Annotated in this window: 9 protein-coding genes; all 9 read left to right on the plus strand. The window is 59.3% G+C overall.

From position 1 onward, the window contains the following. Positions 1-25 precede the first annotated feature (25 nt). The 9 genes from tilS to mnmA all read left to right on the plus strand — a co-directional run bounded on the left by tilS (position 26) and on the right by mnmA (position 13,542). Positions 26-1,363 (plus strand): tRNA lysidine(34) synthetase TilS, encoded by a 1,338-nt coding sequence (gene tilS, locus AC1ROR_RS13930; RefSeq protein ID WP_498589744.1) that lies wholly within the window; start codon positions 26-28, stop codon positions 1,361-1,363. 154 nt (positions 1,364-1,517) lie between these two features. Further along, positions 1,518-3,482 carry an ATP-dependent zinc metalloprotease FtsH gene (gene ftsH / locus AC1ROR_RS13935; RefSeq protein ID WP_498589745.1) on the plus strand — a complete coding sequence of 655 codons (1,965 nt, stop codon included), beginning with the start codon at positions 1,518-1,520 and terminating at the stop codon, positions 3,480-3,482. Between the two features lie 191 nt (positions 3,483-3,673). Beyond that, a complete protein-coding gene (gene glmM, locus AC1ROR_RS13940) occupies positions 3,674-5,026 on the plus strand; it encodes a phosphoglucosamine mutase (protein WP_003497557.1) in 1,353 nt (450 codons plus the stop codon). Between the two features lie 185 nt (positions 5,027-5,211). Then, positions 5,212-6,057 carry an outer membrane protein gene (locus tag AC1ROR_RS13945; RefSeq protein ID WP_035222250.1) on the plus strand — a complete coding sequence of 282 codons (846 nt, stop codon included), beginning with the start codon at positions 5,212-5,214 and terminating at the stop codon, positions 6,055-6,057. Positions 6,058-6,265: 208 nt separating this feature from the next. Next, complete coding sequence (locus tag AC1ROR_RS13950; RefSeq protein WP_035222253.1) at positions 6,266-7,444, plus strand: phosphoserine transaminase; 1,179 nt, start codon at positions 6,266-6,268, stop codon at positions 7,442-7,444. Positions 7,445-7,527: 83 nt separating this feature from the next. Next, entirely contained in the window at positions 7,528-9,123 is a 1,596-nt protein-coding gene (gene serA, locus AC1ROR_RS13955; protein WP_035222256.1) for a phosphoglycerate dehydrogenase, read from the plus strand. Between the two features lie 225 nt (positions 9,124-9,348). Beyond that, complete coding sequence (locus tag AC1ROR_RS13960) at positions 9,349-10,434, plus strand: Tim44 domain-containing protein (protein WP_498589746.1); 1,086 nt, start codon at positions 9,349-9,351, stop codon at positions 10,432-10,434. Positions 10,435-10,948: 514 nt separating this feature from the next. After that, complete coding sequence (locus AC1ROR_RS13965; protein ID WP_035222261.1) at positions 10,949-12,139, plus strand: OpgC family protein; 1,191 nt, start codon at positions 10,949-10,951, stop codon at positions 12,137-12,139. 206 nt (positions 12,140-12,345) lie between these two features. Next, a complete protein-coding gene (mnmA, locus tag AC1ROR_RS13970; protein WP_035222264.1) occupies positions 12,346-13,542 on the plus strand; it encodes a tRNA 2-thiouridine(34) synthase MnmA in 1,197 nt (398 codons plus the stop codon). Positions 13,543-13,572: the final 30 nt, after the last annotated feature.

The following is a 13,572-nucleotide window of genomic DNA, read 5'->3' on the forward strand; positions in this document are numbered from 1 at the left end:
TTCCCCTGCTGTGGCGGGTATTTCCATGCCGGTTGATGCCCGTATTTTGAGCGAAAAGACAGTTGTGCCGCTTGCGGCGGCAAGATCTTTTGTCGAAAATCTTCGCAAACCCGCCCATATCCTCGTCGCAATCTCCGGCGGCAGTGATTCCACAGGCCTGTTGCTGGCATTGCATGAGGCAGCAGCGGAATGGAGTCAGGACCGTTTGCGACTTTCCGCCGTTACGGTGGACCATGCGCTGAGAGCGGAATCCGCCGATGAGGCGCTCAAGGTCGGCGTGCTTTGCGCGGAACTTGGCATCTCCCACGTCATTCGCCGATGGGACGATGCCAAACCGGCCTCGGGCCTTTCCGAAGCCTCCCGGCTTGCCCGTTACCGCCTGATTGCCGAGGTTGCCCGTGAGATCGGCGCCGATCTTGTCGTGACCGGACATACCGCCGGCGACCAGCGTGAGACCGTGGCGATGCGCGCCGCCCGCGGCGGCGGCTCTGAGAATCCCGGTCTCTCCGGCATGGCGGACGCAGTCCTATACGATGGCCGTCACTGGATCATGAGGCCGTTTCTGATGTGCGAGAGGCAAGCGATCCGCGACTACGTCTCGTCCTGCTCACGCAGCTGGTTTGACGATCCGAGCAATGAGAATATCCGATATGAGAGAGTGCGGGTGCGGCAGGCGCTTGCCCCTTCCCCTGTCCGTATCGATGTGGAGGCTTCTATCAAAAGACAGGTGCTTTCCGAAAAAACAGCCATTTTCCTGCGCGGTCACACAGAGGTCTTTCACGCCGCGCTGGCCAGGTTCGCCAGCGATGGCATCGATCCCGATCTTCCCGAGTTCCGGCATGGGCTGGCGGCGCTGGTCGCCACACTGGGCGGAAGGGCATATTTTCCCGCCGCAAACAGCATGGAGCGCGTTTTGCGGTTTCTCAAAACGGGTGAAAACGGGCGACTGACGGTTGGGCGCGTCCTGCTCGATCGTCGGAGGGACGGGCTTTATATGTTTCGCGAGCAGCGAAACCTGCCGGAGCTTCCAGTAGGCGCGTATCAACAGGGGCTGTGGGACGATCGTTTCCTTGTGAAGAACGGATCGGCTTTTCCAGTCCATGTCAAAGCGCGCAGGACCGGTGACGCTGCGCAAGCGGCCGCGCTTTTTTCGTCGGTACCGGCTGGGGGGGCGAAGCCGGCAATGGCGGGTCTGCCGCAAATCGTCGCAGCGACGGATGGGCCGGGTTCGTTATCAGATGCCATCATCATTACGCCGAGGCTTGCACCTTTTGATCTTTTCCTGCCGCGCTTCGACCTGGAGTTGGCGAATGCAATCGCCAATTTATTCGGACGGGCGGCATATCCACAGCCCCCGGTTTAAATCCGGCCTCTTTTTCGTGAATTGCCTTGGAATACTTTTTACACCAAAACGCATCAGATAACGCCCTTCGCCTTGGCAACGGCAGATGTCGTCCTTATGTTAGGGGCACGTAAGAGCGGGCAGCAAACATGCCCGTGTGAGTTCGGGGAGTTCGATGAACCCAAATTTCAGAAATTTCGCCTTGTGGGCCGTGATCGCCATCTTGCTGATCGCGCTGTTCAGCATGTTCCAGACGTCGCCGACGCAAACGGGTTCGCGGGAAATTCCGTATTCCCAGTTTCTTCGCGATGTGGATTCCGGGCGAGTTCGCGACGTGACCGTCACCGGTAACCGGGTTCTCGGAACCTATACCGAAAACGGCACGGCCTTTCAGACCTATTCCCCCGTCATCGACGACAGCCTGATGGAGCGGTTGCAAAGCAAGAACGTGACCATCGTGGCGCGTCCTGAAAGCGACGGATCCTCCGGTTTTTTGAGCTATCTCGGTACGCTTTTGCCGATGTTCCTCATCCTCGGCGTCTGGCTGTTCTTCATGCGGCAGATGCAGGGCGGCTCGCGTGGCGCAATGGGCTTCGGCAAGTCCAAGGCCAAGCTTCTGACGGAAGCCCATGGCCGAGTGACGTTTGACGATGTTGCCGGCGTGGACGAAGCCAAGCAGGACCTCGAGGAAATCGTCGAATTCCTGCGTGATCCGCAGAAGTTCCAGCGTCTCGGCGGTAAAATCCCGCGCGGCGTGCTTCTGGTCGGCCCTCCCGGTACGGGTAAGACGCTTCTGGCGCGTTCCGTCGCCGGTGAAGCCAATGTGCCCTTCTTCACCATTTCCGGTTCGGACTTCGTGGAAATGTTCGTGGGCGTCGGTGCAAGCCGCGTGCGTGACATGTTCGAACAGGCGAAGAAGAACGCACCCTGCATCATCTTCATCGACGAAATCGACGCCGTCGGCCGCCATCGTGGCGCCGGTCTTGGCGGCGGTAACGATGAGCGCGAACAGACGCTGAACCAGCTGCTGGTCGAGATGGACGGTTTCGAAGCGAATGAGGGCATCATCCTTATCGCCGCTACCAACCGTCCTGATGTTCTTGACCCCGCACTTCTGCGTCCCGGCCGTTTCGACCGTCAGGTCGTCGTGCCGAACCCTGATATCGTCGGCCGCGAGCGCATCCTCAAGGTGCATATCCGCAACGTGCCGCTGGCGCCGAATGTCGATCTCAAGGTTCTGGCCCGCGGCACCCCCGGTTTTTCGGGTGCGGACCTGATGAACCTCGTCAACGAAGCTGCCCTTATGGCCGCCCGCCGCAACAAGCGTGTGGTCACCATGCAGGAATTCGAAGACGCCAAGGACAAGATCATGATGGGTGCGGAACGCCGCTCGTCCGCCATGACCGAGGCAGAAAAGAAGCTGACCGCCTACCACGAAGCCGGCCATGCCATCACCGCGCTGAAGGTTGCCGTGGCGGATCCGTTGCACAAGGCGACGATCATCCCGCGCGGCCGTGCACTCGGCATGGTCATGCAGCTGCCGGAAGGCGACCGCTACTCCATGAGCTACAAGTGGATGGTGTCGCGCCTCGTCATCATGATGGGTGGCCGTGTTGCCGAGGAACTGACCTTCGGCAAGGAGAACATCACGTCAGGCGCGTCTTCGGATATCGAGCAGGCCACCAAGCTTGCCCGCGCCATGGTCACGCAATGGGGCTTCTCCGATGCTCTTGGCCAGGTTTCTTACGGTGAGAACCAGCAGGAAGTCTTCCTTGGCCATTCCGTCTCGCAGTCGAAGAATGTTTCCGAAGCGACGGCCCAGACCATCGACACCGAAGTCCGCCGCCTGATCGACGAGGCCTATACCGAGGCACGGCGTATCCTGACTGATAACCACGATGGATTCGTCGCCATTGCCGAGGGCCTTCTTGAATACGAAACCCTGACGGGTGACGAGATCAAGGCCCTGCTGAAGGGCGAGAAGCCCGCCCGCGATCTGGGCGACGATTCTCCCGGCAGCCGCGGTTCGGCAGTGCCGAAGGCCGGCACCAAGAAGGATGGTCCGAGTGAAGTGAAGGGCGATGGCGAAGCCAAGGGTGATGGTGAGGCCGAAGGCGGCATGGAGCCGCAGCCGCACTGATCGCCAGCGCCGAGCGAGTGATTGTAAAAGGCCACCCGGTTTTCCGGGTGGCCTTTTCAGTTTAGTAACAAGATATAAGCCATTTTTGCGGTAATTTACGTGCTGTTTATCGTGGTTTGTGGCATCTAGCCAAAAACGCTTCCGGCTGTTTTCAGGTTTTGCCGGAATGCTGGAAAAGATTTGGAGTTCAAATGGCACGCCGTTATTTCGGAACCGATGGTATCCGCGGACAATCGAACGTCTTCCCCATGACGCCGGATCTGGCGATGCGTGTGGGCATTGCGGTCGGCACGATCTTCCGCCGTGGCCATCATCGCCATCGTGTCGTCATCGGCAAGGATACGCGCCTTTCCGGTTACATGCTGGAAAACGCACTGGTTGCCGGTTTCACCGCAGCCGGCCTCGATGTTTTCCTGCTCGGACCTATTCCGACGCCTGCCGTCGCCATGCTCACCCGGTCGCTGCGCGCTGATATCGGTGTAATGATCTCGGCATCGCACAATCCCTTCTCCGATAATGGCATCAAGCTTTTCGGACCTGACGGATACAAGCTTTCCGACGAGCTGGAACTGGAGATCGAGGATCTTCTCGACAAGGATATTTACGCGCAGCTTGCCAAGCCGAGCGAGATCGGTCGCGCAAAGCGCGTGGATGGCGATATCTACCGCTATATCGAATTCGTCAAACGCACCCTGCCGCGTGATGTAACGCTGAGCGGCTTGCGGATCGCCATCGACTGCGCCAACGGCGCCGCTTACAAGGTGGCCCCGGCGGCACTCTGGGAACTCGGCGCTGAAGTCGTCACCATCGGTAACGAACCGAATGGTATCAATATCAACCTCGAATGCGGCTCCACCCATCCGGAAGCCCTGCAGAAGAAGGTGCATGAAGTGCGGGCCGATATTGGCATCGCGCTCGATGGTGATGCGGACCGCGTCATCATCGTCGACGAACGTGGCGAGATCGTTGATGGTGACCAGCTGATGGCTGTGATTGCCGATAGCTGGGCTGACGACAAGACGCTTCGCGGCGGCGGCATCGTCGCCACCGTCATGTCAAACCTCGGTCTCGAACGTTTCCTTGGTGACAAGGGCCTCACTCTTGCCCGCACCAAGGTCGGCGACCGTTATGTTGTCGAACACATGCGCAACCATAATTTCAACGTCGGCGGCGAGCAGTCCGGCCATATCGTGCTGTCGGATTACGGTACGACCGGCGATGGCCTCGTTGCGGCATTGCAGGTTCTTGCCAAGGTCAAACGCTCCGGCCGCACTGTCAGCGAGGTTTGCCGCAAGTTTGAGCCTGTGCCGCAGCTTTTGAAGAATGTGCGTATTTCGGGTGGCAAGCCGCTTGAAAACCCTATCGTGCAGCAGGCGATTGCGGATGCCGAAAGCGCATTGGCCAATAATGGCCGTCTCGTCATTCGCCCTTCCGGCACGGAACCATTGATCCGCGTCATGGCCGAGGGCGACGACAGCGCGCAGGTGGAGCAGATCGTCAATGATCTCGTTGGCGTTATATCAAGCGCTCGTTCCGCTGCCTGAGTTACGCTGATAGCAATAATAGAAAAGCCGGCCGTCCAGCCGGCTTTTTCTTTGAGTATTCGCTAATAAATATAGTGAATGATCGTGGTTAATCGGGACTTAACCATTTTACGCCAATCTCCGTGACTGAACAGTTCACTGGCATCTGCTGTCGCAACGCAGGTGCCTCTTCTGGAGTGGAAGTCATGAAAAATGCTTTGGCCGGCATTCTGGCCGTTCTGATGACCGGCACGAGCGCCTTCGCTGCCGATCTTTATCAAGCCGAACCTGCGCCGGCCTATGTTGAGGCCCCCGAAGTTCAGATCACGCAGTCCAGCGGCTGGTATCTGCGCGGCGATGTTGGTTATTCCTTCAACAAGCTGCGCGGCGCCCATTATTATCAGGGTGGGCCGGGCGGTTATCTGCAGGATTTTGATACCGCCAAAATCAAGGACAGCTATATCATTGGCGCGGGTGTCGGTTATCAGTTCAACAACTATTTCCGCAGCGACGTGACCTTCGATTATATGGGCAAGTCGGATTTCCGCGGCTCCACGATCGGTGGCTGCGGCTCAGTTCCCGGCCCCTGCGTCTCGACTGATCTGAGCTCGCTCCGTGCCTATACACTGATGGCCAATGCCTATGTCGATCTTGGCACCTATGGCCGCGTTACGCCCTATGTCGGTGGTGGTATCGGTGGTTCCTATGTAAAGTGGGACAAGCTGCGCAACACCTCGTGCAGCACCAACGGCCTCGGCTGCGACCCGACCACCGAACATGGCGGCAAGGGCAAGTGGCGCTTTGCTTATGCGCTGATGGCCGGTGCCTCCATCGATGTTACCTGTAACCTGAAGGCCGATATTGGCTACCGTTTCCGCCACATCAACAAGGGCGACATGTTCGGTTACGAGAACAATGGTGGTCCGGGCCGTGACAAGGGTCTTTATTCGCACGAAGTGCGCGTCGGCGGCCGTTATGTCTTCAACGGTTGCGATACCGCGCAATACATGCCGCCTGCCGATATTCCGCTGCAGCCTGCCGTTTATAAATAAACGTCACGCCAGACTGATAGCTTCAAGCCGTCCGCATCCTCCTCGGGTGCGGGCGGTTTTTGTTTTAGCGGCATCGCCCATGACGCATATGGACCAAGATTCTTCTGCGTAGCGACATATTCCGCTTGACTGAAACCGGCGACAGGAATAGCAACGGCGTCAGGACACCTCTCCCTAACGAGAGGCGCCTATCTGAAAGGGTAGTCAAATGACAGATATAGTGAAGCCGGGCGTTCGTCCGGGCAATACGCATTTCTCTTCTGGTCCCTGCTCGAAGCGCCCCGGTTGGTCGCTAGATGCTCTCTCCGATGCGCCGCTCGGTCGCTCGCATCGCGCCAAGGTTGGCAAAGCCAAGCTGAAGCAGGCCATCGATCTCACCCGTGAAATTCTGAACGTTCCTGCCGATTATCGCATCGGTATCGTTCCGGCATCTGATACCGGCGCCGTTGAAATGGCGCTCTGGTCGCTGCTCGGCGAACGCGGCGTTGACATGCTCGCCTGGGAAAGCTTCGGCGCTGGCTGGGTCACCGACGTCGTCAAGCAGCTGAAGCTGAAGGACGTGCGCAAGTTCGAGGCCGATTACGGCCTCCTGCCGAACCTTGCCGAAGTCGATTTCGACCGCGACGTGGTTTTCACCTGGAACGGCACCACTTCAGGCGTTCGCGTCCCCAATGCCGATTTCATCCCGGCTGACCGCAAGGGCCTGACCATCTGCGACGCCACTTCGGCGGCCTTTGCACAGGACATGGACTTTACCAAACTCGACGTAGTTACCTTCTCCTGGCAGAAGGTTCTGGGCGGCGAAGGCGGCCATGGCGTCATCATCCTTTCGCCCCGCGCCGTCGAGCGTCTGCTGAGCTACGCGCCGGCATGGCCGCTGCCGAAAATCTTCCGCATGGTTTCCGGCGGCAAGCTGATCGAAGGCATCTTCACCGGCGAAACCATCAATACGCCGTCCATGCTCTGCGTTGAGGATTACATTGACGCGCTGCTGTGGGCGAAGAACCTCGGTGGCCTCAAGGCACTGATCGGCCGTGCCGATGCCAATGCCAAGGTGATTTACGACTTCATCGAAAAGAATAATTGGATCGCCAATCTGGCCGTCAAGCCGGAAACCCGCTCCAACACCTCCGTCTGCCTGAAGATCGTCGATCCCGAGGTGCAGGCGCTGGATGCAGCCGCGCAGGCTGATTTCGCCAAGGGCGTCGTCGCCCTGCTCGAAAAGGAAAATGTCGCCCTCGATATCGGCGCTTACCGTGACGCCCCGTCCGGTCTGCGCATCTGGGCCGGCGCCACCATCGAGACGGCGGATATGGAAGCCGTCATGCCCTGGCTCGCCTGGGCCTACCAGACGCAGAAGGCAGCACTTTCCAAGGCTGCCGCCTGATTTTGATACCGGCCCTGCGCTGATGCAGGGCCGCACATTCCCCGCTTTCAAAACTGCACCGTTTTTCAAGGAGCCCGTGAACCATGGCACCTCGCGTACTCGTATCCGACGAACTGTCGGAAACCGCCGTCCAGATCTTCCGCGATCGTGGCGTCGAAGTCGATTTCCAGCCGAAGCTCGGCAAGGACAAGGACAAGCTTGCCGAAATCATCGGTAATTACGATGGTCTCGCCATCCGTTCCGCCACCAAGGCAACCGAAAAGCTGATCGAGGCGGCGACCAACCTCAAGGTCATCGGCCGCGCCGGCATCGGCGTCGACAATGTCGATATTCCGGCTGCATCGCGCCGCGGTATCATCGTCATGAACACGCCTTTCGGCAACTCCATCACGACAGCCGAACATGCGATTGCGCTGATGTTCGCCGTTGCGCGCCAGCTTCCGGCCGCTGACAGCTCCACGCAGGCCGGCAAGTGGGAAAAGTCGAAATTCATGGGTGTCGAAATCACCGGCAAGACGCTCGGCGTCATAGGTGCCGGCAACATCGGCTCCATTGTCTGCTCGCGTGCACTCGGCCTCAAGATGCATGTTCTGGCCTATGACCCCTTCCTGTCGCCCGAGCGTGCGCAGGAAATGGGCGTCACCAAGGTTGAGCTGGACGAGTTGCTGGCGCAGGCCGATTTCATCACCCTGCATGTGCCGATGACCGACAAGACGCGCGGCATTCTCAATGCCGAAAACCTTGCCAAGACCAAGAAGGGCGTGCGTATCGTCAACTGCGCCCGTGGCGGTCTGGTGGATGAAGCGGCCCTTGCCGATGCCATCAAGTCCGGCCATGTCGCCGGTGCCGGTTTCGACGTGTTCGAAGTCGAGCCCGCCACTGAAAGCCCGCTTTTCGGCCTGCCGAATGTCGTCTGCACGCCGCATCTTGGTGCATCCACCACGGAAGCACAGGAAAACGTCGCCCTTCAGGTTGCCGAGCAGATGTCGGATTACCTCGTCAAGGGTGCGGTTTCCAACGCCATCAACATGCCGTCGATCACGGCGGAAGAAGCACCGCGCCTGAAGCCCTTCATCCGTCTGGCGGATGTTCTCGGCTCCTTCGTTGGCCAGGTGCAGGAAAGCGCCACCAAGGAAATCGAAATCCTTTATGATGGCGCAACCGCCAACATGAACACGAAGGCACTGACCAGTGCATTGCTGGCCGGCCTGATCCGCAGCCAGGTTGCAGATGTGAACATGGTTTCGGCACCTGTCATGATCAAGGAAAAGGGCATTATCCTCTCCGAGGTCAAGCGCGACAAGACCGGCGTTTACGACGGTTACATCAAGCTGACGGTCAAGACGGAAAACCAGATCCGCTCGGTTGCCGGCACGGTGTTTTCGGATGGAAAACCGCGCTTCATCCAGATCAAGAACATCAACATGGATGCCGATGTCGGATCGCACATGATCTACATCACCAATACCGACGTTCCCGGCATGATCGGTTTCATGGGCACCACGCTCGGTGAGGCTGGCGTCAACATCGCCAACTTCCAGCTCGGCCGCGAAAAGGAAGGCGGCGACGCCATCGCACTTCTTTATGTCGATGGCCCGGTTTCCGAAACCGTGCTGGACAAGCTGCGCGCCAACCCGGCGATCCGCCAGGTCAAGCCGCTGACTTTCAACGTCGACTGATCTTATCGTTCCTCCCAAGGGGACAATAAGGCCCGGTGCAGGGGAGACCCTGTGCCGGGTTTTTCGTTTTTCCAAACGGCGGTTTCGCTTCGTCGCGTGTCCGTCTCGCGTTTCGGTTGCATATCACAAAAAATTTAAGCCGAGTGGTCTAAAAATGATGATCATGAGTTGCTATATCGGCTGCTGACATGCCGCTCATGGGAGGGCGGCCAACAGGAGATAACGATGTTTGCTGCCTTTCGGCGCTTCAAGGGTTTGTTCGCAGTCGCCGCGCTTGGTATCGCGGTGTCTTTCGTGGCGGTTGATATGGCAGAAGCACGCCGGGCCGGCGGCGGTTTCGGCAGCCGCGGTACGCGGACATATTCCGCACCGCCCTCGACCAGCACTGCGCCGGGCCAGACCGCGCCGATTAATCGCAGCATGACCCCCAATACCAACCAGGCAGCGCCGAGTGCTGCACAGCCAGCCCGTCCCGGTGCGCAGGCGGCCCCGCAGCAGAGCCGTGGCCTGTTTGGCGGCATGATGGGTGGTCTGATGGGCGGCCTGTTGATGGGTGGTCTGTTCGGCATGCTGATGGGCGGCGGTTTTGGCGGCATGGCCGGTTTCTTCGGCATGCTGCTGCAGGTACTGCTTATCGGTGGTCTGGTCATGCTCGCCATGCGTTTCTTCGCATCGCGCCGTCAGGGTCAGCCCGCTTATGGTGCAGCCGGCGGCTCTCAGCGCACGGATCATTCCGGTTCTTCCTTTAATAGCGGCTCACAGGCAGGTCCTTCCGCGTCTTCGTTCAAGATTCCGAAGATCGGCGCGCTTGCCGGTGCTGCGGGCGGCGCGGCCGCGGCCACTGCCACTGCCGCAACGACGAAGCCGGTGGTGCACGAGAACGCCATTTCCGAAGGTGACGAGATCGGCATCACCCAGGGAGATCTCGAAACCTTCCAGAAAATGCTGGAAGACGTTCAGTCCGCCTATGCGGCCGAGGACTACGGCACCCTGCGCAAGCTGACGACGCCGGAAGCCATGTCCTATCTGGCCGAGGAGCTGAGCGACAACGCCACGAGCGGCGTGAAAAACGACGTGCGCGACGTGACGCTGCTGCAGGGCGATGTCGCTGAAGCCTGGCATGAAGAAGGCCAGGACTATGCAACGGTTGCGATGCGCTACTCCGCCATCGATGTGATGCGTGACCGTACGTCCGGCAAGGTGATCGAGGGAGACGAGCAGCATCCGTCCGAATCGGTGGAAATGTGGACCTTCGTACGCCGCGCCGGCAACGATAACTGGCAGGTCGCCGCCATTCAGGCCGCCGCCTGAGGCTAGACATAGTCCTTTGTGAATGAAACGGCCCGGAGGTCTTTACGTACCTCCGGGCTTTCGTTTGTCGTGATCCGCGATATCCCGACATCGACTTCCGTCTTTGGCTTTCCATTGAATCGACCGGCGCCGAGGTGATCCGGCGGAAGAGCGGATCTCTTCAAAAAGATGACTGATAAATTTCACGGGTGATATCTGTATCGCCCCCGTGCGTGGCGGCGTCCGTTTCTCCCTGCCATGCAAGGGTTTGCGCCCTCTTCAGCGAGGTGTCGTGCTGGCGCATAGCTCGCTTGCTCCACGGAATTGCCCTTTTTTATTCATCCGGCATTCAGTCCCCGCGTCTTAACCACGGGACATACACGTCAATGTGACTTTTCGTGCCGGTTCTAAACCGCTTTGGAAAGGGAACCTCAGGCGCAAAACAGCGTTGACAATCCAATTCCCGGCCAGCCTCCCGCAAGCCGGGCTGGGTGGCCGGGCAATGCACGGCCCGCGAGAACGGAGAGCTATCGAGATGAAACGCTTTGACCTGATCGACGGGATGCGTGGTTACTTCCTCGTTTTCATGCTGATCAACCATCTGGTGTTTGCAGGCGGATTTTGGCTGGTGGAAATCAACCACCGTCAGTTTGCCTTCGTGGAAGACGCGCAGGGCTTCGTGTTTCTGTCCGGTCTGCTGATCGGCATGGTCTATGCCCGCAAGATGATGAAGTACGGTTATGATGCCGGTAAACAGATGATCTGGAACCGGGCGATGGAGCTTTATCGTTACGCCATGGGTCTGGTCATCGCCGTGCTGTTCTTCCGCATGGTCATTCCGCATGCGCCCTATATCTGGTATAACTGGCTTGGCATGACGACCTTCGACGATCCGCTGCGTCTGGCGGCGATTGCGACATTCCTCTTCCAGCCGACCTTCATGGATATCCTGCCGCAGTACATCGTCTACATGCTGTTTGCGCCGGTGCTGGTGAAGCTCTGCCTCGACGGCAAGTGGGCCTATGTGATGGCCGGCTCCCTGCTGGTCTGGATGGCCGGTCAGCTCGGTCTTCAGCAGATCGTGACAACGCCGCTCAACGAACTCGTCAAGGGTGCGGATGAGCAGGGCATCCGTGTCAGCTTCAACCTGCTCGGTTGGCAGCTGGTGTTCTATTCGGCGCTGGTGATGGGCGCGATGACGGCGCAGAACCGCATTCCGTGGAAGGCGATCTTCTCGCCGCAGCACACCTGGCTGCCGAAGGCTGCACTTCTGATCTGCCTGTTCTTCCTGCCGCTGCGCATCGCCACGGCCTGGGGTCTGATGCCGGAATTCATGATGGGTAAATTTTCCACCATGGAAATCCGTGCCGATTTCGGTCCGGTCTATCTCATCAACTTCCTTGCCGTGGGTGTCGGCCTGACCTGGCTGGTGATCGCTGGCCCGAAGCACCACCGTCCGCTCGTGCGCTCCATCGCCGAGGGCGTGATCTGGGTGCTTTCGCTGAAGTTCCTGCAATTGCTCGGCCGCCATTCGCTGCAGGTCTATGTCTGGCACGTGGCCATCGTCTATGGCGTCTATTATCTGGATGGCCGCACGGCGGAACTGTCGCAGGTCAGCAAGACGCTGATCGCCTTCACGGCCATAGGCTTGCTGGCCTTGCCGGCCCTGTGGAGGGAACGCGACAAGTGGATCGGCAGCAGCGGCCAGAAGACCGCTGGCGCCTGACAGACCCTCAATGCCCGAATCTGACGGCTTTACGGGGCGGTTTTCCGCCCCGTACTTGCGTGCGCGGCCATTCCTTTCTATATGCAGCCCTTAAATCCGCAGGGTAGTGAGCCAGAACAGTCCGATTTTCGGCGGATGCTCACGTTGCGGATGACCGACAGGCGGCGGGGCCTTTACCCCCGTTATGACTGACGATGGGAAAAAACGTGAATACGCTCGATTTTGACAAGAGGCCGGAAGATACCCGGATCGTTGTCGCCATGTCCGGTGGCGTCGATTCTTCAGTGGTGGCCGGTATCCTCAAGCGCGAGGGCTATGATGTCCTCGGCATTACCCTCCAGCTTTATGATCATGGTGCGGCCGTGCACCGCGCCGGCTCCTGTTGCGCGGGGCAGGATATTGACGATGCGCGCAGGGTCTGCGAAACGCTCGGCATTCCCCACTATGTGCTGGATTACGAAGCGCGGTTCCGCGAGACCGTCATCAATCCCTTTGCAGAAGCCTATGCCATGGGCGAAACGCCGATCCCCTGTGTGGCCTGCAACCAGACGGTAAAATTTGCCGATCTGCTCGCCACGGCGCAGGAACTGGGCGCCGATGCGCTGGCAACCGGCCATTATATCCGTTCGCGCCCCAATCCCGTTTCCGGCCAGCCCGGGCGGCGTGCGCTCTATCGCCCGATCGATAGCGACCGTGACCAGAGCTGGTTCCTGTTTGCCACGACGCAGGAGCAGATCGACTATCTGCGCTTTCCGCTGGGCGGCCTCTCCAAGGCCGAAACACGGGCCCTTGCGGAAGATATGGGGCTTGTCGTCGCCAAGAAGGCCGATAGCCAGGACATCTGTTTTGTGCCGCAGGGCAAATATACAGATATCATCAACAAGCTGAAGCCGAATGCAGCATTGGCCGGTGATATCGTTCATCTGGACGGTCGCGTGCTCGGCCGCCACGATGGTATCGTGCATTATACCATCGGCCAGCGCCGGGGCATCGGTGTCGCGACCGGAGAGCCGCTCTATGTCGTGCATCTCGATGCGCGGGGCCGCCGGGTCATCGTCGGACCGCGTGAGGCGCTGGAAACCCGCCGCGTCTATCTGCGTGACATGAACTGGCTTGGCGATGGCGAGCTTGCAGCGGATGCCGGACAGGGCTTTGCCTGTTTCGCCAAGGTGCGGTCCACGCGCCCGCCGACAGAAGCGATCCTGCATGCCGATGAAAACGGGATCTATGTGGATCTGATGACCGGCGAGGCCGGCGTCGCCCCCGGTCAGGCCTGCGTGCTCTATTCCGCACCGGGCGCCGATGCCCGCGTTTATGGCGGCGGATTCATCGAACGTTCGGAACGCTCGGTGGAAGCCGAGGCTTCGCTGAAGGCGCTTCTGGAAAAGCCGGCTGCCGCCTGAAACAGTTGGGTTTTTATCGCTCTCGTGGAA

The sequence above is a fragment of the Agrobacterium sp. GW821-FHT14E08 genome, from assembly GCF_058803865.1.

Excerpts from the sequence above, each read along its gene's own strand:
- ftsH (WP_498589745.1), top strand. The coding sequence starts at position 1,518 with ATGAACCCAAATTTCAGAAATTTCGCCTTGTGGGCCGTGATCGCCATC.
- tilS (WP_498589744.1), top strand. The coding sequence starts at position 26 with ATGCCGGTTGATGCCCGTATTTTGAGCGAAAAGACAGTTGTGCCGCTT.
- AC1ROR_RS13965 (WP_035222261.1), top strand. The coding sequence starts at position 10,949 with ATGAAACGCTTTGACCTGATCGACGGGATGCGTGGTTACTTCCTCGTT.
- AC1ROR_RS13950 (WP_035222253.1), top strand. The coding sequence starts at position 6,266 with ATGACAGATATAGTGAAGCCGGGCGTTCGTCCGGGCAATACGCATTTC.
- glmM (WP_003497557.1), top strand. The coding sequence starts at position 3,674 with ATGGCACGCCGTTATTTCGGAACCGATGGTATCCGCGGACAATCGAAC.
- AC1ROR_RS13945 (WP_035222250.1), top strand. The coding sequence starts at position 5,212 with ATGAAAAATGCTTTGGCCGGCATTCTGGCCGTTCTGATGACCGGCACG.
- AC1ROR_RS13960 (WP_498589746.1), top strand. The coding sequence starts at position 9,349 with ATGTTTGCTGCCTTTCGGCGCTTCAAGGGTTTGTTCGCAGTCGCCGCG.
- serA (WP_035222256.1), top strand. The coding sequence starts at position 7,528 with ATGGCACCTCGCGTACTCGTATCCGACGAACTGTCGGAAACCGCCGTC.